This window comes from Rhodococcus sp. NPDC019647 (assembly GCF_044389235.1).
In the GTDB taxonomy this organism is placed as follows: Bacteria; Actinomycetota; Actinomycetes; order Mycobacteriales; family Mycobacteriaceae; genus Rhodococcus_F; species Rhodococcus_F oxybenzonivorans.
Genome location: NZ_JBIRXS010000001.1, coordinates 88900 through 109973 on the forward strand (window position 1 = coordinate 88900; position 21074 = coordinate 109973).

Annotated in this window: 16 protein-coding genes, 1 tRNA gene and 1 pseudogene; 8 read left to right on the forward strand and 10 right to left on the reverse strand. The window is 65.6% G+C overall.

Annotation, left to right across the window (positions count from 1 at the left end; genetic code table 11):
- Positions 1 to 45: 45 nt before the first annotated feature.
- Positions 46 to 1113 (forward strand): potassium channel family protein, encoded by a 1068-nt coding sequence (locus ACH49N_RS00450; protein ID WP_358270645.1) that lies wholly within the window; start codon positions 46 to 48, stop codon positions 1111 to 1113.
- Between the two features lie 19 nt (positions 1114 to 1132).
- Complete coding sequence (gene nudC, locus ACH49N_RS00455) at positions 1133 to 2047, forward strand: NAD(+) diphosphatase (RefSeq protein WP_358270643.1); 915 nt, start codon at positions 1133 to 1135, stop codon at positions 2045 to 2047.
- Here nudC and ACH49N_RS00460 read toward each other — a convergent pair.
- Complete coding sequence (locus ACH49N_RS00460; protein WP_109331191.1) at positions 2044 to 2298, reverse strand: mycoredoxin; 255 nt, start codon at positions 2296 to 2298, stop codon at positions 2044 to 2046. The two genes, nudC and ACH49N_RS00460, sit on opposite strands and share 4 nt — an antisense overlap.
- 80 nt (positions 2299 to 2378) lie before the next feature.
- On the opposite strand from ACH49N_RS00460, the gene ACH49N_RS00465 reads away from it, so the two are divergent.
- Together ACH49N_RS00465 and ACH49N_RS00470 are read left to right on the forward strand one after the other, a co-directional pair.
- On the forward strand, positions 2379 to 4514 hold the full coding sequence (locus ACH49N_RS00465) for an ATP-dependent DNA helicase UvrD2 (RefSeq protein ID WP_109331190.1): 2136 nt from the start codon (positions 2379 to 2381) through the stop codon (positions 4512 to 4514).
- Positions 4515 to 4963: 449 nt separating this feature from the next.
- Entirely contained in the window at positions 4964 to 5305 is a 342-nt protein-coding gene (locus tag ACH49N_RS00470; RefSeq protein ID WP_284707313.1) for a WhiB family transcriptional regulator, read from the forward strand.
- 71 nt (positions 5306 to 5376) lie between these two features.
- On the opposite strand, the gene ACH49N_RS00475 is transcribed toward ACH49N_RS00470, so the two are convergent.
- The 3 genes from ACH49N_RS00475 to ACH49N_RS00485 all read right to left on the reverse strand — a co-directional run bounded on the left by ACH49N_RS00475 (position 5377) and on the right by ACH49N_RS00485 (position 9169).
- A complete protein-coding gene (locus tag ACH49N_RS00475) occupies positions 5377 to 6720 on the reverse strand; it encodes an AarF/ABC1/UbiB kinase family protein (protein ID WP_109331188.1) in 1344 nt (447 codons plus the stop codon).
- A gap of 7 nt (positions 6721 to 6727) precedes the next feature.
- On the reverse strand, positions 6728 to 7621 hold the full coding sequence (locus tag ACH49N_RS00480) for a hypothetical protein (RefSeq protein WP_109331187.1): 894 nt from the start codon (positions 7619 to 7621) through the stop codon (positions 6728 to 6730).
- Positions 7622 to 7741: 120 nt separating this feature from the next.
- Positions 7742 to 9169 (reverse strand): zinc-dependent metalloprotease, encoded by a 1428-nt coding sequence (locus tag ACH49N_RS00485; protein WP_358270640.1) that lies wholly within the window; start codon positions 9167 to 9169, stop codon positions 7742 to 7744.
- Positions 9170 to 9282: 113 nt separating this feature from the next.
- On the opposite strand from ACH49N_RS00485, the gene ACH49N_RS00490 reads away from it, so the two are divergent.
- Positions 9283 to 10305 carry a PDZ domain-containing protein gene (locus ACH49N_RS00490; protein WP_358270638.1) on the forward strand — a complete coding sequence of 341 codons (1023 nt, stop codon included), beginning with the start codon at positions 9283 to 9285 and terminating at the stop codon, positions 10303 to 10305.
- Between the two features lie 39 nt (positions 10306 to 10344).
- Here the strand turns inward: ACH49N_RS00490 and ACH49N_RS00495 are convergent, their stop codons facing one another.
- A complete protein-coding gene (locus tag ACH49N_RS00495; protein WP_159925965.1) occupies positions 10345 to 10950 on the reverse strand; it encodes a PPA1309 family protein in 606 nt (201 codons plus the stop codon).
- A 162-nt stretch (positions 10951 to 11112) separates the two neighbouring features.
- Between ACH49N_RS00495 and ACH49N_RS00500 the strand changes: the two genes are divergently transcribed.
- Positions 11113 to 14091 carry a UPF0182 family protein gene (locus ACH49N_RS00500; RefSeq protein ID WP_159925967.1) on the forward strand — a complete coding sequence of 993 codons (2979 nt, stop codon included), beginning with the start codon at positions 11113 to 11115 and terminating at the stop codon, positions 14089 to 14091.
- A 70-nt stretch (positions 14092 to 14161) separates the two neighbouring features.
- On the opposite strand, the gene ACH49N_RS00505 is transcribed toward ACH49N_RS00500, so the two are convergent.
- Together ACH49N_RS00505 and ACH49N_RS00510 are read right to left on the reverse strand one after the other, a co-directional pair.
- Positions 14162 to 14722: a transglycosylase family protein gene (locus tag ACH49N_RS00505; protein WP_250764744.1), complete on the reverse strand. Its 561-nt coding sequence runs from the start codon at positions 14720 to 14722 to the stop codon at positions 14162 to 14164.
- A gap of 477 nt (positions 14723 to 15199) precedes the next feature.
- Positions 15200 to 15529, reverse strand: a pseudogene (locus ACH49N_RS00510) (transglycosylase family protein); the annotation flags it as partial.
- A 383-nt stretch (positions 15530 to 15912) separates the two neighbouring features.
- On the opposite strand from ACH49N_RS00510, the gene ACH49N_RS00515 reads away from it, so the two are divergent.
- Together ACH49N_RS00515 and ACH49N_RS00520 are read left to right on the forward strand one after the other, a co-directional pair.
- Positions 15913 to 16368, forward strand: coding sequence for an SRPBCC family protein (locus ACH49N_RS00515; RefSeq protein WP_159925973.1), 456 nt, complete (start codon positions 15913 to 15915; stop codon positions 16366 to 16368).
- A 92-nt stretch (positions 16369 to 16460) separates the two neighbouring features.
- A tRNA-Met gene (locus tag ACH49N_RS00520) sits at positions 16461 to 16537 on the forward strand.
- A 72-nt stretch (positions 16538 to 16609) separates the two neighbouring features.
- Here the strand turns inward: ACH49N_RS00520 and ACH49N_RS00525 are convergent.
- The 3 genes from ACH49N_RS00525 to ACH49N_RS00535 form a co-directional block, all read right to left on the reverse strand.
- Positions 16610 to 18235: an acyl-CoA synthetase gene (locus ACH49N_RS00525; protein ID WP_159925975.1), complete on the reverse strand. Its 1626-nt coding sequence runs from the start codon at positions 18233 to 18235 to the stop codon at positions 16610 to 16612.
- Positions 18236 to 18402: 167 nt separating this feature from the next.
- On the reverse strand, positions 18403 to 19608 hold the full coding sequence (locus tag ACH49N_RS00530; RefSeq protein WP_159925977.1) for an acyl-CoA dehydrogenase family protein: 1206 nt from the start codon (positions 19606 to 19608) through the stop codon (positions 18403 to 18405).
- A 29-nt stretch (positions 19609 to 19637) separates the two neighbouring features.
- Positions 19638 to 21050, reverse strand: a complete 1413-nt coding sequence (locus ACH49N_RS00535; RefSeq protein WP_159925979.1) for an acyl-CoA dehydrogenase family protein — start codon at positions 21048 to 21050, stop codon at positions 19638 to 19640.
- Positions 21051 to 21074: the final 24 nt, after the last annotated feature.

A 21074-nucleotide genomic window follows, 5' to 3' on the forward strand; every position in this document is an offset into this window, starting at 1 on the left:
GCTGCCAGCCGATGTCGGAGTTCTGTGCCCAGTGGAGACGAATATATGGCCGGTAGGCTACGTGCGAGATTGAACAGGTCGGACACCTTGACGGACCGGCCGGACTTCGCACTGGTGGGTGTCCTCAGGATTCCCCAGTTGCAGACCAGTCCTGCGCGGGCGATCTACCGCCGAGTGGCGATCGCTCTCGCCGCTCTGACCCTGGCCGTCCTGATCGTCTACATCGATCGCGCCGGGTATCGCGACGCCCAGGACAACGAGTTGTCACTGCTCGACTGCGTTTACTACGCCACGGTGTCGCTGTCGACGACGGGGTACGGCGACATCACCCCGTTCACGCCGTCGGCGCGACTGATCAACGTTCTGCTCATCACACCCCTTCGAATCTTCTTCCTCATCGTCCTGGTCGGTACGACTCTCTCCGCACTCACGGAGAGTTCCCGCCAGGCGTTCAAAATCCAGCGCTGGAGGCAGCACGTGCGCAACCACACGGTCGTGATCGGTTACGGAACCAAGGGGCGCACCGCGATCGACGCGATGCTCGGCGACGGGGTCACCCCGTCGGACATCGTCGTCGTCGACACCGATCAGGCGGTCCTCGAATCGGCGGCAAGCAAAGGGCTGGTCACCGTCCATGGTTCCGCCACCAAGTCGGATGTCCTGAGGTTGGCGGGGGCCCAGAATGCGGCGGCCATCATCGTGGCGGCCAACCGCGACGACACCGCCGTTCTCGTCACCTTGACGGCACGCGAGATCGCGCCGCAAGCGAAGATCGTCGCGGCCATTCGAGAGTCGGAGAACACCCACCTGCTGCGGCAGTCGGGCGCCGACTCGGTGGTGGTGTCCTCCGAGACCGCGGGCCGGCTGCTCGGCATCGCGACGACCACTCCCAGTGTCGTCGAGATGATGGAGGATCTGCTGACTCCGGAGGCCGGCTTCGCGATCGCCGAACGGGCAGTGGAACGCGACGAGATCGGCGGTTCACCGCGGCATCTCGCCGACATCGTCCTGGGTGTCGTCCGGGACGGGCGACTGGTGCGGGTCGGCTCCCCGGAGGTCGATTCGGTGGAGGAGAACGACCGGTTGCTGTACATCCGTAGGGTCGCTAATTGACCGGCAGTACTGTCGACGTGTGACTGCATTCCGGTTGAACGAAACCCCGCTCCTGTCGCGCTCCGCGGTCGGCCGCGCCGAAGAATTGCGTTCGGACACCGACGCCCTGCGAACGGGATGGCAGGACGCGGTACTTCTGCGGGTCAACCATCGCGGTCAGGTCCGTGTCGACGACGACGGCCTCGTGTTCGGAGCGGCAACCGAGCTCGGTCCGGAGCCCGTCCGCGGTGCGGTGTTTCTGGGCATCCGCAAGGACCGGCACGTCTGGGCGGTGCGCGTGCAGGCCATGACCGGCGAGCTGGCCGACCTTCGCGTGATGGGCGGAACGCTCGACGATGCGGATGCCGGCGTGCTGACCGGCGCGATCGCGATGTTGAACTGGCACGACAGTGCCGGTTTCAGCGCCCTCGACGGCGCTGCGTCGGAACCGACGATGTCGGGTTGGTCACGAATTTCGACCAGCACCGGGCACGAGGAGTTTCCGCGCACCGATCCCGCCGTCATCTGCCTCGTCCACGACGATGGAGACCGGGTGCTTCTGGCACGGCAACCCACATGGCCGCCGCGCCGGTTCTCGATTCTGGCCGGCTTCGTCGAGGCGGGGGAGTCGCTCGAGACGTGTGTGATGCGCGAGATCAAGGAAGAAGTAGGTCTCGAGGTCCGCGACGTGCAGTATCTCGGTAGTCAGCCGTGGCCGTTCCCGCGGTCGGTGATGATCGGCTTCTCTGCCGTCGGCGATCCCGACGCCGCGTTGATCTACGCGGACGGCGAGATCGCCGAGGCTCGCTGGTTCACCCGCGACGAGGTGCGCAGTGCACTCGAGTTCGGTGACTGGGCATCCGACGCCGACGCACCCCTGCTGCTCCCCGGCTCGATTTCCATTGCCCGCGGAATGATCGAATCCTGGGTGGGAGCAGACGGGGCGAAGGCCTAGACCCCGAGTGCCTTCTTGACCTGGGACAGGGACGGGTTGGTCGCGGTGCTGCCGTCGGCGAACTTGACCGTGGGGACGACGTGGTTGCCACCGTTCACGCTACCGACGAACTCGGCCGAAGCCGGATCCTCCTCGATGTCGATCTCCACGTAGCCGATGCCGGACTCGTCCAGCTGCTTCTTCAAGCGGCGGCAGTAGCCACACCAGGTGGTGGAGTAGATGGTCAGGGCCTTGTTGTCTGTAGCAGTCACGGCGCATATAACACCACGGTCGAGTGAAGTGTTCCCATGCGGCTCTTCCACCGCTGCGCGGGGTGTCGGTTGTCCCTGCCATGATGGACGCCATGTCAGCAGGTGCCCCCGAGGTGACGAGTACCGGCCTCGATCCCGAACAGTCCGCGGCCGTCCTCGCGCCTCGTGGTCCGGTGTGCGTGCTGGCGGGCGCGGGCACGGGAAAGACGCGGACCATCACCCGAAGGATCGCCCACCTCGTCGCCAGCGGACACGTCGCGGCGGGACAGGTACTGGCAGTCACGTTCACGGCCCGGGCTGCGGGGGAGATGCGAGGCAGGCTGAGGAGCCTCGGAATCGGTGACGGCGGCACCCAGGTGCAGGCGCGCACCTTCCACGCGGCCGCACTGCGCCAGCTGAGGTACTTCTGGCCGCAGGTGGTCGGAGACACCGAATGGCGGCTGCTGGACCGAAAGTTCGCGGTGGTCTCCGCTGCGGCCGGCCGGGTCGGGTTGTCCACCAGTACCGAGAGTGTTCGGGACCTGGCAAGTGAGATCGAATGGGCCAAGGCGTCACTGATCGCGCCGGAGGACTATCCGCGCGCGGTGGCGAAGGTGCACCGCGAGGCACCTGCCGACGCCGCCAAAGTGGCCGAGGTGTATCACGGTTACGAGCAACTCAAGGCTCGAGGCCAGGATGCGATGCTGCTCGACTTCGACGACCTCCTGCTGCACACCGCGGCCGCCCTGGAGGAGCATTCGGCGGTAGCCGAGGAGTTCCGGGACCGGTACCGGTGCTTCGTGGTCGACGAATACCAGGACGTGACGCCACTGCAGCAGCGGGTGCTCGATGCCTGGCTCGGCGAGCGGGACGATCTCACGGTCGTCGGCGATGCCAACCAGACCATCTACTCGTTCACGGGCGCCACGCCCAACTATCTGCTCGACTTCTCGCGACGGTTCCCCGAAGCCACCGTTGTCCGCCTCGAGCGCGACTACCGGTCGACCCCCGAGGTGGTCTCGATGGCCAACCGGGTGATCGGCGCGGCGCGGGGCAGGATCGCTGGTACGCGGTTGCAGTTGATCGGCCAGCGGAAGTCGGGGCCCGAACCGACTTTCGCGGAGTTCGATGACGAGCCCGCCGAGGCCGCCGGAGTGGCCCGTGCGATCAAGCGGCTCATCGCCCGCGGAACGCCTGCCGCGGAGATCGCGGTGCTGTACCGGATCAACGCCCAGTCCGAGGTGCACGAGCAGGCCCTGACCAAGCTCGACATCCCATATCAGGTCCGCGGCGGCGAGGGCTTCTTCACGCGGACCGAAGTTCGTCAGGCCGTATCGGCACTGCGTCAGGCGGCCGGCCGCGACGACCTGCCCGATGCGGTCGGTGCCGACCTCGTCACCCTGGTGCGTGCCGTGCTGGTGCCGCTGGGTTTGACCGACACGGAACCTTCCGGTGCGCAGGCCCGCGAGCGATGGTCCTCGCTGTCCGCGCTCGTCGCTCTCACGGAGGAACAGCTGGCGCAGGATCCCGATCTGACGCTCGACGGACTGCTCCGCGAACTCGGCCTTCGCGCGGAGGCGCGGCACCCACCAGTGGTACAGGGCGTCACGCTGGCGTCGTTGCATGCCGCGAAGGGACTCGAGTGGGATGCGGTGTTTCTGGTAGGTCTGACGGACGGCACCTTGCCCATTCAGCACGTGCTGGGCGATGCCAACTCGGCCCCCGACGAGGCCGCGATCGAGGAGGAGCGCAGGCTTCTCTATGTCGGGGTCACCCGCGCGCGCGAACACTTGCAGATGTCCTGGGCGCTTTCCCGCAACGAGGGCGGCCGCAAGAGCCGTCGGCGTTCCCGGTTCCTGCACGGGCTGATTCCGGAAGACTCGCCGGCGTCGCGCATCGCCGCTCCGCCCCAGAACGCGAAGAAGCGTCCGCGGTGCCGACTGTGCGGGAAGCCACTGATCGGTACCACGGCCACGATGCTCGGACGGTGTGAAGGTTGCCCGTCGAATGTGGATGTGGAACTGCTCGATTCGCTGAGGTCGTGGCGGCTCGAGAAGTCAAGGGAGTTGAAGGTGCCCGCGTATGTGGTGTTCAGCGACAACACGCTGACGGCGCTCGCCGAACAGCGCCCGCAGGACGACCGGGGACTTGTTGCGATCCCCGGGATCGGCGCCAAGAAGCTCGAACAGTTCGGTGAGGATGTGCTCGGTGTGATCAGGTCGAGCGGATCGCCATGACGACTCTCCGTCCGCAGGCGAACAAAAGGCGCATCGCCGCAGGTCAAAAATAGGTTGTGCGGATATGGAATTTTGCCTACTGTGGTTTCAGCGCACGGGGGGACTCGTGCAGTTCACATCGGTTCGACAAGAAATGGAGGTGGCCCCGACATGAAGTTCTACTCCGTACACAAGACGGCAGTCGCTGCCACCTCTGCGTTGCTCGGCATGAGCGCGACGGAGGCGGCACCGGCAATTGCCTGGTCGGCATACCGTCGTCGTCCCGCAGCAGCAGCCGAGTCCGTGCCGCGGAGTTGTCGAGGAATTCCTCGCTAGAACACTCCCACCGTCTTTCCAAGGCCACGGACCCGCATCGCGGACCGTGGCCTTCGTAGTTCGAGCACTTCCCTCGCTCGCAGCCTCGGCTCTGGTTCGCACCTTGTACATCGAACCGACAAACGACCGACGCACTGAGAGCAGAGGAGAACGACGTGTCTACCGTGACATGCCGAGGGGTATCCGAAACCTCAACCGCCACAAGCGGATTTGTTGACATTGTTTCCACCCGACGGGATCTGCCCTGCCGGGCCGACGATCCGGACCTGTGGTTCGCGGATTCCCCCACCCAACTGGAGCAGGCCAAGGCGCTGTGCGCGTCGTGTCCGATCCGGTTGCGCTGCCTCGATGCAGCGCTCGATCGGGGCGAGCCGTGGGGCGTCTGGGGCGGCGAAATCTTCGATCAGGGAGTCGTGGTCGCCCGTAAGCGTCCTCGCGGCCGCCCGCGCAAGGCGCAGACTCTGGTGTGTGCCTGACGACCGAGTGCATGACAACGGCGTCCGCCCGGGAACTCACACGAGTTGTCCGGGCGGACGCCTGACGTCGTTCAGCGGACGGTGGTGCCGTCGCCCTCCTGCGTCGGATCGTCGAATCCGGGAAGCCACCGCGTGAGGATCGCCATATAGGGTGCATACGCATCGAGCTGAGCGCAGATACCCACCGAGCCGACGAGGACTCGGAAGATCATGAGGTACTCGGGTGGCAGACTCAGGGCTCGGGCCGTCCGGAACTGTGCGCTGTTGAAGTCCGTTGCGGTGCCGGCAGCCTTCTGTAGCCAGGCACGGGTGAAGTGGAAGGATTCGGTCCGAATCGGATCCGTCAGCGGACGCAGGTAGTCGGCGATCTCCTTGTCGGTTACTGTCCGACCGGGAAGAACGAATCCGTTGGCGTGCAGCAACTCCGTCAGCTCGTCGAACTGCTCGTGCAGTGCCAGACGCACCATCGTGCCGAGGACGGGCGGCAGGCCGTCGGGAAAGGGTGCGGCAGCGCCGAAGTCGATGACGCCGAGCCGACCGTCGCTGTGCAACATGAAGTTTCCCGGATGGGGATCACAGTGCAGCAGTCCGACCCGCGCAGGGGAGGCGAAGTGGAATTCGGCCAGCAGTGCGCCCGCAGTGTTGCGTTCCTCGGGTGTTCCGTCGGCGATGATGGCCGAGAGCGGCTTGGCGGTCATCCACTCGCTCACTACCACCTTGGGGGAGCTGGCGACGACATGCGGGACCGCGAACTGCGGATCGCCGTCGTAGACCTTGGCGAACCGGCGCTGATTGTTCGCCTCGATGCGGTAGTCGAGTTCCTCTTCGGTGCGGGCAGTGAACTCGTCGATAACGGGACGCACGTCGACGCCGGGCATCACCGACGCAAAGAGACCCGCGAAACGTCCGAGGGTCTTGAGGTCTGCTCGCAGGGCTTCGTCGGCCCCCGGATACTGCACCTTGACGGCGACGTCCCGGCCGTCGGCCCACACGGCGCGATGTACCTGTCCGATGCTGGCCGAGGCGGTCGGCGTGTCGTCGAAGGACATGAACCGCTCACGCCATTTGGTACCGAGCTGCTGGTCCAGCATTCTGTGCACAGCGCGTGCAGGAAGGGGAGGAGCCTGCGCCTGAAGTTTGTTGAGCGACTCCCGGTAGGGCTCGGCGAACTCCTCGGGGATCGCCGCCTCCATCACACTGAGGGCTTGACCGAGCTTCATGGCCCCGCCCTTGAGTTCACCGAGTACGGCGAACAACTGCTCCGCTGCCCGTGCGCTCAGCTGCGCGTCGATCTCCACCCGGTCGCCGCCGGTCAGCTTCCTGCCGAACCCGACGGCGGCACGACCGGCGATCCCCAAGGGAATGCTCGCGAGTTTGGCGGTGCGGGCAGAACTCCTGCGGGGGATGTCGGACACTCCACCATCATGACGGAAGACGGCTCGATTCGCCCACAGCGGGTGCCAGGTACGCACAGCTGCAGGTCACCTGTCTCGGCCACCTTCGGGTCACCAGTCGGTGAGCGCCGAGGTCGATCTCGAGGGTTGCGTCGAGGCTGGCAGGTGCGTGCCCGCGAGGAGAGGACAGGACGACCTCGAGTTGCCCCAGCGCCACGGCAGTGGTCGCCATGATGACCGCGGGGCTTGCGTGCCCCACCGTCCCGAGGAGTTGTGCGGCCAGATGCGGCCAGTCTTGGTCGTAGGCCGAGCGAAGCAGATCAGCGCAGCGGAGACAGCTGGTGTGACCGGGGAGAACGAGCGGACCTACGACTCCTCGCCCGTCACGTACCCGCACGGGGAGGTGGGGGATCCCGCTGCGCACGAGATCGGCGACCAGTCGCGGCTCGGCAACCAGATCGTCGGCGAGCACGGCGCAGGTGGCGTTCCACCGTCGCACGTCGCCTTCTGCGGAATAGCGGGACGACCGCGAGACGCGGATGCCGGCATCGGTCAGTCCCGCCGAGACTGCGTCCGAGAGCGGTCCGCGACCGTGCACCCGAACCGTATGGGTCTCGGCGGCGTCGGGGGAGTCCGTGACGTCGAGCAGTCCTGCCCTGTCGAGGTCCCCGAGAAGCTTCGAGAAGTCGGTGGGCGACATACCGCTTTCGACCGCCGTCCAGAGCACGTGCGGTCGTGAGGTCTTGCCGTCGAGTAGTCGGAGAATTGCCAGGAGTTGCTCAGTGAGGATTCCGGGCGGCGGCTCGAGGATCAGAGCACGCTCGGGATCCCAGCCGAACTGGACGCGGCCGTCGGGGCGGGTCAGTACCGCGATGCGAGGGTCGAGAGTGGGGCCGATGGGACGCGGATGCTGGACGGTCACACGCAGAGCGTGTCACGACGCATCCGCGGCCCTCCCGGTCCGACGACGGTTATCCACAGGACGAAACGGTGACTGACCTGCCAACTCTCGGCCGCACCGAAATTTCGGGCACGGCGACTTTCAGGAGGTCGGTTCGTCGCCCGCGCCGGAATCGCCGCGCTCGGCTTCCTCGGCTCGCTCGCGCGCCTCAGTCGCCTCGAGCTGCGCCATCGGATCGTCGAAGTTTCCGCTCTCCCCACCGCCGAGGACGCGATCGACGAACATGCCGGGATTGTCGAGGTCGGACGAGTCCGGCAGCAAGTCGGGGTGAGCCCAGACACCGTCGCGGGCGTCGATGGTGGACTCCGAGGTGAGACGGCTCCAGAGCTGGGCAGCCTCGCGCACCTTGCGGGGGCGTAGTTCGAGACCGACGAGGGTCGCGAATGTCTGCTCTGCCGGTCCACCGCTGGCACGTCGGCGCCGGAGTGTCTCGCTCAACGCCGCGACTCCGGGCAGGCGGTCGTTCAGTGCGGCGGACACGACCACCTCGACCCACCCCTCGATGAGGGCGAGGAGCGTTTCGAGACGCTCGAGGGCCTGCTTCTGCTCCGGCGTGGTCTGCGGTTCGAATGCGCCTTGCTGGAGAATGTTCTCGAGCTGCGAGGGGTCGGTCAGTGCGGACGGGTCGAGTCCCTTCGCCATGTCTTCGATGGCGGAGAAGTCCATGGTGATTCCGCGCGCATACTCCTCGACGGTGGCGAGGAGTCGTTGCCGCAGCCACGGGACATGGCTGTAAAGGCGCTGGTAGGCGGCCTCCCGGGCGGCGAGGAAGACGAGTATCTCGCGGTCGGGCTGTTCGAGGCCCTTGCTGAACCTTTCCACGGCGGCGGGGAGAAGTGCTCCGGTACCGGCCGGGCCGAGGGGCAACCCGATGTCGGTGGAGGTCAGCACCTCTTTCGACAGCTGGCCGAGAGCCTGGCCCAACTGTGACCCGAACGCGAGACCCCCCATCTGGCTCATCATGCCGAGCATGGGCCCGGCCATCTGCTTCGCCTCTTCGGGTAACCCTTGCACCCACATTCCCGACACCTTCTCGGCGACGGGATCACACAGCCGCTTCCACGTGTCGAGGGTGTTGTCGAGCCAGTCGTTGGGCGTCCACGCGACGGTTCTCGTCGCTCCGGCAGGCAGGGTCGTCGCCGCATCCAGCCACAGTTCCGCGAGGCGCGACGCGTCGGCGATCGCCTCCGAATTACCCTTGGTGATCGGTGTGACCGACCCCATCTGCAGGCGCGCGAGCTTCTTCGCGATCTCGTAGTTGACCGGCCCGGTCTGCTCGCCCGAACCCATCGACGACCCCATGCCGCTCAGCATCTGACCGAATTGAGTGAGCATCTGGCCGAGGGCCGCCGGATCGAAATCACCCGAGGGGAAACCACCCGCCCCGAAACCGAAGTCCCCGGGGCCGCCCGCATTCTTGGCGCTGTCGGGCCCGGACTGGTCTCCCTTGTCCTTGTCACGGTCGGGATCGTCGTCGGAGTTCGAGAAGCCGAACGGCATATTGCTCATGACTCAACGGTACAAGGCCGACAGTCCCGGGGTCCCTCTCCGCGTCACGCTGACGGCGAACACGCCCGCGGTCGCGCGGGGTGACGGCGGCTGCGCGCTCTACCCTGGTCCAGGTGAATCGACGGATAGTGACACTCCTGGCTGCCCTTGCCCCGATCGTGGTGCTCGGAGTGCTGGGAACGGTCATCACGGTGCCCTATGTGGCCCTCGGTCCCGGCCCGACCTTCAACACGCTCGGCGAGGTGGACGGCGAAGAGGTGGTCGCCATCGAGGGGGCCGAGGTGGACGACACCACCGGACATCTCAACATGACCACCGTGGCAGTGCGCGACAACCTCAACGTGTTCGAGGCTTTCGGCCTGTGGGCCAGCGGGCGCCAGGGAATCGTTCCCCGCGAGGAGGTGTACCCGCCGGACAAGTCGAAGGACGAAGTGAAGCAGGAAAACGATGCAGACTTCCAGCAGTCCGAGAACAGCGCCGAACTGGCGGCCCTTCATTTCCTCGACAAGCCGGTGGCGCTCGAGATCGCCAAGGTCGGCGAGGACGGTCCGTCCAGGGACATCCTGAAGCAGGGCGACAGGCTCGTCAGTGTCGCGGGCACACCGGTGTCCACGGTAGGTGACGTCCAGCAAGCCGTGGCCGACACCGCGCCGCAGACGGAGGTGCCGGTCGTAGTGGTCCGCGACGGCGTCGAAACTTCCGTCCCGGTGGTCCTCGGCGCGCGCCCGGACGACGGGTCGAAAGGCTATCTGGGCATCACTCCGGAGGAGTCGCCGGACGTCCCGTTCACCGTCGACTTCAATCTCGCCGACGTCGGTGGCCCGTCGGCGGGACTGATGTTCGCGCTCGCGCTGATCGACAAACTCAGCCCGGGTGAACTGAACGGCGGCAAGTTCGTTGCGGGCACCGGCACGATCGACTCCGACGGAGACGTCGGGCCGATCGGCGGTATCAAGTACAAGCTGATTGCCGCGAGCGAGGCAGGCGCCGAGACGTTCCTCGTTCCCGCGATGAACTGCGACGAGGCGCGACAGGGCGCTCCCGACGGGCTGCGGTTGGTGAAGGTCGAGAACCTCGACGGGGCGGTCGACGCACTCGCGGCCGTCAACTCGGGAGCCGACGCGCCCCACTGCTGAGACCGGCCCGGCTAGTCGTCTGCTGAGACCGGGTCCGGCCTAGTCGTCGTCCTCGGCTGCGTCGAGGGTGGCGTACAGGGCGCTGACGAGATTCGGTGCCAGATTCTCGTATGTCAGCAGCTCGATCGGCGCGTAGGGATCGGCGTCCTCGTCGGGTCGCAACTGCATCAGGCACAGCGACGGTCCGTCTCGCAGTACCGCTGCGATCAATCGGGCGGATCGACGATCGGGATGGGACTCGGCGGCGGCCCGCGCGGCGTCGTCGGCGGCGTCCCGATCGGACAGCAGGGGTACCAGTGCCTCGTCGAGGTCGGATTCCGCCTCGGGCGGCAGAATGACGATTTCCTGCACGAGCGCGCATCCCGCCACCGATTCCGGCCAGCTGGTCGTGGCGAGGAACTCGTCGAGAGCGCGTGACCCGCCGGAAATGTCGTCGGGGAACGGATCTTGTTCTATAGGAGTCAATTCCGCACCGTCGGCCAGCTGGTCGAGCAGGCTGGGTTCGGCGGCGGCGAGAAGCTCGGTCGGGACGAGTGCGAACATCTGCGGGGGCTGATCCCACCCTCCTGCATCGACGAATTCGACGACCTCGCGCACACAACGGGCAAGGGCGTCCGACTCCGGGTTCACATTCTCTTCACTCACGGACTCATCTTCGCACCCTCCGAGGAGGACCGGCGGTCGCGTCCGCCCGTTGTTACGTAGAGTGGGACGAAACGGTCACGCCCACGCAGTTCGGGTGTGGACGGCAGAACGGTGCAGTTGATCGCGGCGCGTCAGCGTCGCCGAGTCGTTGGAGTGTGGCACGTGGGCATGCGGCCCCCCGCAGGATTACCGTCGTTGTCCAAACGCAGTCGAGTGCTGCTGGTGCTGGCGCTTGTCGTCGCTGCCCTGCTGCTGGTGGGCCCTCGACTGATCACTACCTACACGGACTGGTTGTGGTTCGGTGAAGTCGGCTTCCGCGGCGTCTTCACCAAGGTGCTCGTCACCCGGCTACTCCTCTTCCTCGTGGTCGGCCTGGTGGTCGGCGGAATCGTCTGGCTGGCACTGCTGCTCGCGTACCGTTCGCGTCCCGTGTTCGTTCCGGTCTCGGGGCCGAGCGATCCGGTGGCGCGGTACCGGACCACCGTGATGACGCGTCTGCGCCTGTTCGGGTTGGCCATTCCCATCGCTGTGGGACTTCTTGCCGGGCTGATCGCGCAGTCGAGTTGGGTCACCGTGCAGTTGTTCATGAACGGTGGCGCGTTCGGGGTCACCGATCCCGAGTTCGGCCTCGACGTCGGTTTCTACACGTTCGATCTGCCGTTCTATCGTTTCGTTCTCAACTGGCTGTTCGTCGCAGTGCTGCTCGCCTTCTTCGCAAGTCTGGTGACGCACTACATCTTCGGTGGGCTCAAGTTGGCCGGCCGGGGAGGTGCGCTCACCAACGCGGCCCGTGTCCAGCTGGCCGTGCTCGCCGGTACCTTCATCCTGCTCAAGGCGGTCGCCTACTGGTTCGATCGCTATTCACTTCTGTCGAGTAGTCGTAAGGAACCCACCTTCACCGGCGGTAGCTACACGGACATGAATGCAGTGCTGCAGGCGAAGCTGATCTTGCTCGCCATCGCGGTGATCTGTGCCGGCGCCTTCTTCGCGGCGATCGTTCTGCGTGACCTCCGCATCCCGGCCATGGCCACCGCGCTTCTCGTGCTGTCGTCCATTCTGGTCGGCGCCGTGTGGCCGCTGGTCGTGGAGCAGTTCTCGGTGCGTCCCAACGCGGCCGACAAGGAGAGCGCGTACATCGAACGCAACATCGCGGCCACCCGGCAGGCGTACGGCATCACCGACGACAAGGTCGAGTACAAGGACTATCAGGGGTACGGCACACAGCCGCCACGAGACGTACCGGCAGACGTGTCCACCATCGCGAACACGCGCCTGCTCGATCCCAACATCCTGTCCCGGACGTTCACGCAGCAGCAGCAGCTCAAGAACTTCTACGGCTTCCCACCGTCGCTCGACATCGATCGGTACGACATCGACGGCGAAGTGCGCGACTACATCGTCGCGGCGCGTGAACTGTCGTCGAAGAGCCTCACGGGCAACCAGACGGACTGGATCAACAAGCACACCGTCTACACCCACGGCAACGGGCTGGTCGCGGCACCGGCCAACCGGGTCAACGCCGCCGCGGGCGAATCCGCCGAGGAGGCCGCCAACAGTAACAGTGGCTACCCGGTGTACATGGTCAGCGACATCGCGTCGCAGCAGGCCGGGAACCAGGTCATCCCGGTCGAACAGCCGCGTATCTACTACGGCGAGGTCATCGCGGACACCGATGCCGACTACGCCATCGTCGGTGGTGCAAACGGTTCCGATCCTCGCGAGTACGACACCGACCAGGCGCGGTACCGCTACACCGGGGCCGGGGGTGTTCCCATCGGGAACTGGTTCAACAGGCTGGCCTTCGCAGCCAAGTACACGGAACGCAACATCCTGTTCTCGGGTGCCATCGGCTCGGATTCGAAGCTCATCTTCAACCGTGATCCCCGCGAGCGTGTCACGCATGTGGCACCGTGGCTCACGGCCGACGGGGATTCGTACCCGGCGGTCATCGACGGGAAGATCGTGTGGATCGTCGACGCCTACACCACGTTGGAGAACTACCCGTACGCGCAGCGCAGCTCCCTCGACGGACTCGTCGAGGACAGTATCGACCAGAACACAGGTCGATTGCTTCCGCGGAAAGAGGTCTCATACATCCGGAACTCCGTGAAGGCCACCGTCGACGCGTACGACGGAACCGTCAAGCTGTACCAGGTGGACGACAACGATCCCGTCCTCGACGCCTGGATGGGAGTGTTCCCCGGGGCCGTGGAAGCCAAGGACTCGATTCCCGAGGAACTGGGCGCGCACTTCCGTTACCCCGAGGATCTCTTCAAGGTTCAGCGCGAAATGCTGGCCAAGTACCACGTCGACGACCCGAAGGAATTCTTTACGAACAACGCCTTCTGGTCGGTGCCGAGTGATCCCACGATCGACACGAGCGCCAATCAGCCGCCGTACTACGTCCTCGTGGGCGACCCCGAAACCGGGAAACCCTCGTTCAACCTGACCAGTGCGATGGTGGGTTACAGTCGCGAGTTCCTGTCCGCCTATCTGTCGGTCAAATCGGATCCGGAGGACTACGGCAAGTTCACCGTGCTCCAGTTGCCGACGGATACCCAGACCCAGGGTCCGCAGCAGACACAGAACTCGATGATTTCCGATCCGCGGGTGGCTTCGGAACGAACTCTGCTCGAGCGTTCGAACAAGATCCAGTACGGCAACCTACTGACGTTGCCCATCGCCGACGGCGGAATCCTGTACGTCGAGCCGATGTATACGGAGCGGAGTTCGACCGGCCAGAACACGTCCACGTTCCCACAGCTGTCGCGGGTTCTCGTGAGCTACCGCGAGCCACCGCCGAGTAACAGCGTTCGCGTCGGCTACGCCCCCACGTTGGCCCAGGCGCTCGACCAGGTCTTCGGTGCGGGCACCGGTGCGGTGGCCACGGCGCCCAGCGCAGCAGAGAGCACACCCCCTGACCCCGACGGGGGCACGCCGCCGGCCAGCCAGGGCGGGGCACCCGCACCCGCGGCACCTTCGCCGCCGCCCTCGTCAAATGTTGCGGCCGCCGTCGCCGAGCTGGATGCGTCCCTGGATGCGCTGACTGCGGCTCAGCGCAGCGGTGACTTCGCCGCATACGGCGACGCCCTCGCTCGCGTACAGCGGGCGGTTGCCGCCTACGAGGCCATCCCCAAGTAAGCCTCACGAAAAGTACGGACGAGGCCCTGTCATCCGAGCGGATGACAGGGCCTCGTCGTGTAATGGTCGATCAGCGCAACGCGGCGATCAGCTGCGGGTTCGCATCGATCAGCTGCTGGAACTGCTGTCCGAAGCCGTTCTGCTCGGCGAGTTGACGGGCGGTGTCGATCCCTTGCTGGGCGATCGGCTGAGCCGGTGCGGGCACCTCGGTGACCGGTGCCGGCGCCGGGCTGGGCTCGGGGGCAGGCGCAGGCGCAGGGGCCGGGGCCGGGGCCTCGGCGACGTCGCCACCACCGGTGGTCAGGTACTGACCGCAGGTCGGCCATGCACCGGGGCCCTGGGTCTGGAGGACGTTCTCGGCGACGCGGATCTGTTCGGCCTTGCTGGCGTTGGACGCCGTGCCGGTGCCGCCATTGGCTTCCCACGTGCTCTGGGAGAACTGGAGTCCGCCGTAGTAGCCGTTTCCGGTGTTGATGCCCCAGTTGCCGCCGCTCTCACACTGCGCGACACCGTCCCAGTTGTGGGAAGCAGCCGAGGCGGTGCCGGTGCTCAGTCCGAGCGGGACGGCGACGACAGCACCGGTGACGGCGATCCAGCCGAGGGCGCGCTTGCTGAAGGTGGAATTGGTCATGTGGGGTAAATCCTCTCCGCGCTTGCTGGCGTGGCCGGCCTGCGGGCGACGTTCTCGTCGTTCCCGGCACGTGTACCGGTTGCCACGTCCCTGCCCCTCGAAGGTTTCGGGGATTACCGAACCCGCGGGGCAGAGTTGGCAGCGGCGGGCCGGCTTGTGCCCGGTTGTTTCGGGCCGAGAGCGACCGTACGGGAGCTTTGCCGCCGATTCACCCGGCGATTTTGTGGTACGCCGGTACAGCACCGAGCCGGAAAATCCGGCGTATCTGCTGGTAGGCGCGTGTCGAGACCAATTCGGAGCCGCGTCGTTACCTTCGCGTTACGTGATGCGGATCACGACATTATTGTGGAGTAGCTCACGTCAGCGTGTCCGCGAATCCCGTTGTCCGGCAGCCTTCGAGCACGCGCGCGACGCGAAAGTGCCCTGCGCATAGCCGTACTGCACGCAGGGCATCGTTCGATCGCGGTAAGCGGATCAGAGGTACTGACCGCAGACCGGCCAGGCGCCCGGGCCTTGAGTTGCCAGAACATTCTCGGCCACCCGAATCTGCTCTTCGCGCGAGGCGTTGGATGCGGTGCCGCTGCCGCCGTTGGCCTCCCAGGTGCTCTGAGAGAACTGGAGTCCGCCGTAGTAGCCGTTTCCGGTGTTGATGGCCCAGTTGCCGCCGCTCTCGCATTGTGCGACGGCGTCCCAGTTGCCGGAGGCGGCCGATGCCGTACCGGTGCTCAGTCCGAGCGGCACGCCGACGACTGCTCCGGCGAGTGCGATCGCGCCCATGGTCCGCTTGACGATGCTGGTGTTGGTCATAAGTCTGTTTCCTCTCCGCAATGTGCTGACGAAGTACGTCACGTGTCGGCTGGTGTGCCGACCCTGGTCGGTTTTCGTCCCTGCCCCTCGAGGTGTCGGGATTCCGAATCCGCGGGGGCAGGTCGAGCTGCGGCGGGTCGGCGTTGCCCGGTAGTTTCGGGCTGGCAACGAACGTACGCGTCGATCACGGAATGGTCACGGGGTCGTTTTTTGTGACGCCCGTCCAAATAGTGGGACGTATGGTTGGGATCCCCGCAGGTCGGAAGGTGAGAAATGGTCACGGAGACCGTTACAGGATTTCGTTAGAATGTGACGAGCATCATAACGTTCCGGTAACGCCTGTGACTGTTGAGGTGCTGGAAAGTAACCGATGGGAGAGCTGCATGGTCGCCGTGGACGTCGAGACTCAGACCACGATTGCGCGACCACGACACGAGGTCGCGGCGTACGCGTCGAACCCGGGAAATGCGACCGCGTGGTACGCGAATATCACCGAGGTGCAGGGTGATTGCGCGGGCCCTGTGGAGACGGGCGCCGAGTTCGCCTTCGTCGCCGAGTTCTTGGGGCGACGTCTCGTGTACACCTACGAGGTCGTCGAGCACGTACCGGACACGCGCCTCGTGATGCGCACTGCTGAGGGTCCCTTCCCGATGGAAACGATCTATGAATGGGAAGACGCAGCCGATGGGAGTACGAGAATGACCCTGCGCAACCGTGGTGAGCCGTCAGGGTTTGCGAGGATCGGCGCGCCGGTGTTGGCCCGCGCCATGCGCCGAGCCAACAACAAGGACCTCGCACGCCTGAAGGGCATTCTGGAAGCCGAACCCGGCAACTCGTGACCGTCTGCTCGGCCCGCCGGCGACCCCTTGGGGAGCGGCCGTCGACGCGATTTGCTTTCCGTTCGTTCGCTCGTGTAACTTTGTTCATGCAGCGCGGGGTGGAGCAGCTCGGTAGCTCGCTGGGCTCATAACCCAGAGGTCGCAGGTTCAAATCCTGTCCCCGCTACCACTGAAGAACGGCGTCCTGGATTCCCAGGGCGCCGTTCTTCGTTGTGTATGGCTGCGCGCTGTGTGTCTGGGCTCAGGGCTCCATCTCGATGAGCGCCCTACGGAGCAGTTTGCCGGTGGCGTTGCGGGGGAGTTCGTCGATGAACACGATGTCGCGCGGAACCTTGTACCGGGCGAGATTCGACTTGATGTACGCCTTCATCTCCTCGGCATCCTTCGCGGACCCCGGCGCAGGGACGACGAATGCCCGGAGCCGATGCCCGAAATCGGCATCTTCGACACCGATGACGGCCGCCTCGATCACGTCTTCCCTGTCTGCGAGGAGATTCTCGACTTCGAGGGGGTAGACGTTCTCGCCACCGGACACGATCATGTCGTCGTCGCGGCCGTCGACGAAGAGCAGTCCGTTGCGGTCGAAGTGGCCCACGTCGCCGGTCGAGAGCAGGCCGTTGATCCGTTCCTTGTCGCGGCCGTCGGTGTAGCCGGAGAAGCTGAGCCCACTGGCCACGAATATTCGTCCGACCGTTTCCGGTTCGGTGATCTGTTGTCCCGCTTCGTCGTACAGTTCCACGTGGCAGGTGACGGGTGGACGGCCGGCGGTGCCGGGAGCCAACGCGAGGTCGGCGGGTGTCGCCACGGTGGCAACGGCGACCTCGGTGGACCCGTAAAGGTTGTGCAGAACGTGTCCGAACGCTGCGGTGGTCCGTTTGCACAGATCGGGGGACAGCGACGACCCGGCCGCGAAGATGATGGTCAGGCTCGAGGTGTCGTACTTCGACAGGGTGTCCGGGCCGAGGTCGATGATGCGCTGCAACATGGTGGGAACAACGACGAGAACGTCACAGCGGTGCTTCTCCACCAGGCGGATCGTGTTCTCCGGGTCAAACTTTCGGTGCATGACCACCGTCTGGCCGAGGGCGAGCGCGAGCGCGAACTGGGAGACTCCGGTCCCGTGGAACGCGGGTGCGGCCATCATCATCGTCTGCCCGCGCCGCAGGGGAACCCGGTCGAGGAATTGGGCGGACGCCAGCGGCGAGGTGTGGCCCCGCGGCGCACCTTTCGGCGTTCCGGTGGTGCCGCTGGTGAGGAGAACGAAACCACCCTCGGTGGAAGGGGCCGGGACGGGGCCGCGATCGACGCCGTCGATCAGGTCGTCGAGGGTGCGCACCTGCGACGCGGAGCCGTCTTCTGCCCACGATCGGTACGAGGTGACGTCATCGGGGAGTGCCTCGGCAACCTGTCGGAATTCGTCGTCGTAGACGAACGCTTCGATCTGCTCGCGCGCGGCCACGTCGACGAGCTGCGGCCGTGCGAAACCGGTATTCATCAGTACCAGGCGGGTGCCGTTCTTGGCGGCCGCGAGCATGGTGAGTACCAGGCCGCGGTGATTGCGGCACATACATCCCATGACGGACCCTGGGGTGATGCCCTCTGCCTGCCACGCGCGCACCAGGGCGTTCGACTGCTCGTCGATATCGATATAGGTGAGTGGCCCGCGCTCGTCGATCAACGCCACCGCGTCGAGTCGGGCCTCGGCGTGAGCGTGCACCGGACCCGCGAACGGGCCGTATTTCCGGACTGCCAGGAGTGAACGAATGCCCTGGTCGACCCGGGGGAACGGCACGAGGCCGGAGCGGTTCATCACCCGAACTGCTCCCGCGGTGTCCGCGATCTTGGTGAGAAGGTGCTGAGCTGGCATGGATGCCCCTTCCGGCGTGACGGATGTCACGTTCAGACTAGAGGACGGTCGGTGTCGTGTACTGCCGTTACGGCGGTCCTCGTCACCGGATTTCGAACACGAAGAAGCCCCCGCCGCAGGTGACCGCAGCGGGGGCTACACCCCTCGTTGAAACTAGTCCTGAGCTGTTACTTCAATTCGGCAGACGACTTCCCGAGCAGGCGGCGGGCCACGATCAGCTGCTGAATCTGCTGCGTGCCCTCGAAGATGTCGAGGATCTTCGAGTCGCGAGCCCACTTCTCGAGAAGCGGACGCTCGGAGTATCCCCACGTGCCGGCAAGTTCGACGGCCTTCACGGTTATCGCTGTTCCGGTGCGACCGGCCTTGGCCTTCGACATCGACGCTTCGAGTGAGTTCGGCTTCTTGTTGTCGGCCATCCAGGTGGCGCGCAGCGCCAGCAGGTAGGCAGCTTCCCAGTCGGCCTCGAGCTGCAGGAATTCTGCGGCGGCCGCGTGCTGGTTGTATGCCGGGGTGTCGTAGGAGATCTCGACTCCCGCGTCGGTGAGGATGTGGCGCAGTTCCTCGAGTGCGGCGCGGCCGAGTCCCACGGCCATGCCGGCGACGATCGGACGGGTGTTGTCGAACGTCTGCATGACGCCGGCAAAACCCTTCTCTACGTTCACCTCGGGCGTACCGAGGAGGTTGTCCTTCGGAATCCGGCAGTCCTGCAACAGAAGTACGGCGGTGTCGGACGCCTTGATCCCCAGTTTGTGCTCGAGACGTGCGACGCTCAGTCCCGGTGCATCCCGGGGGACGACGAACGATTTGATCGCTGCCCGGCCCTTGGTCTTGTCGACCGTGGCCCATACGACGATGTGCGTGGAACGTTCACCGGCGGTGACGAAGATCTTCTCACCGTTCAGGACGTACTCGTCGCCGTCGAGCACCGCGGTGGTGGTGACCGCGGCGGAGTCCGAACCGAAGCCCGGCTCGGTGATGGCCATCGAGGCCCACACCTTACCGAACCTCTCGAGCTGCTCGTCTGTGGCGACCGCGGCGATCGCAGAGTTGCCGAGCCCCTGGTACGGAATGGCGAGTGTGAGTCCCACGTCACCCCAGCAGGTCTCGATCACGTTCATCAGCGAGGACATGTTGCCCCCGTTGACGTTTCCGATGACCTTGGGCTCGTCACCGCGCCCGAGGGCAGCGCCTGCGGCACCCTTGCCGGAGTCGTTGAGCCCCTCCACCATGGCGGCCATGGTGTCGAGTTCCTTGGGATAGGCGTGCTCGGCAAGGTCGTACTTGCGCGAGATCGGCCGGAAAATCTCCGCGGCGACCTGATGTGCCTGGTTCGCGGAGGCTTTGAGCTTCTTGGGAAGTTCGAGGTTGATCATGACTGTTTCCTTAGTTCGAATCCGGCCGCTCAGATCAGGACGATGCCTTCGGCAACACCGATGGCGCGAAGGTCGCGGTACCAGCGCTCCACGGGATGTTCCTTCGTGTAGCCGTGGCCGCCGAGCAACTGCACGCCGTCGAGGCCGATCTGCATTCCCTTCTCGGAAGCGAGCTTCCGGGCGAGTGCCGATTCGCGGGCGAACGAGAGGCCCTGTTCCGCCCGTGATGCACCACGCAGCGTGACCAGACGCATTCCGTCGAGCTCGATACCGATGTTGGCGACCATGAAGGCCACTGCCTGACGGTTGCTGATCGGCTCGCCGAACGCCACCCGCTCGTTCACGTACGGGATGACGTAGTCGAGCACGGCCTGGCTGGTGCCCACTGCGAGCGATGCCCAACCGAGGCGGGCGAGGCGGATGGCGTCCGCGTACTCGGCCTTTCGCACGTCGGCGTCACTGTCTCCGAGCAGCGCCGACTCCGGCACCGCGACATCGGTCAGCTCGAGGCGGCCGAGTCCGGCGGCGCGCAGACCCATGCTCGGATCGGCTTCGACAACGAGTCCCTTGGAGTCGGCCTCGACGATGAAGAAGGACGGCTTGCCGTCCAGTTCTGCTGCCACGATGAACAATTCGGATGTTGCGGCAGCCGGAACCAGGCTCTTCACTCCGTTGAGCCGGTATCCGCTCGGCGAGCGGACCGCCTTGGTCTGCAACGCGAACGGATCGAACAGCGCCCGTGGTTCGTTCACGACGACAGCGGCATTGGGAACCTGCTCACCGGTGAACGCGGGAAGGTACGTCTTCTGCTGGGCGTCGGTACCCCACTGCGTCAGGGCTACCGCGACGCCACTGGGAGCGAGGATCGGAAGCGCGAGGCCCATGTCTCCGTGCGCCAAGGCCTCGGCGACGAGCGAGTTGGTGACGGCTCCGCGCTCACTGGCCGCGCCGTCGAGTTCCTCCGGGACGTTGATCAGGGTGATACCGAGTTCGGCGGCGCGCTTCACGAGATCGGCCGGGGCGGCCGCGGCGGCGTCTGCGTCGTGGCCGGCCGGGCGTAGGATCTCGGCGGCGAACTCGCGCACGGTCTCGACGATCATCTGCTGCTCGTCGGTCGGGGTCAGGTCGAAATAGCCCGCTGCAGCGCTCGGATTGTCGGGGAGCCGTTTCGGCGCGCCCCCGCCGGACACCTTCTTGAAACCGCGGGTGGCGGCACCGAGGGTTCGGAAACCCGTCTTCGTGCCTTCGTAGGTCACCCGGTCGATCGTCTGACGCAAGTTGTACTTCTCTGCCAGATCGGAACCCGTGATCTTGGTCAACACTCGCATCGCGGCACCCATGGCGTCGCGCCTGACGGGGTTGAGTCCGACCGCGGACGTGTCGCGGGGCTTCCGCTTTCCGCTGTCGTGGGGGGCAACTGTGTCTTGCTTGCTCATGATCACCAGCTGTTTCTCGGTGTTCGGGCG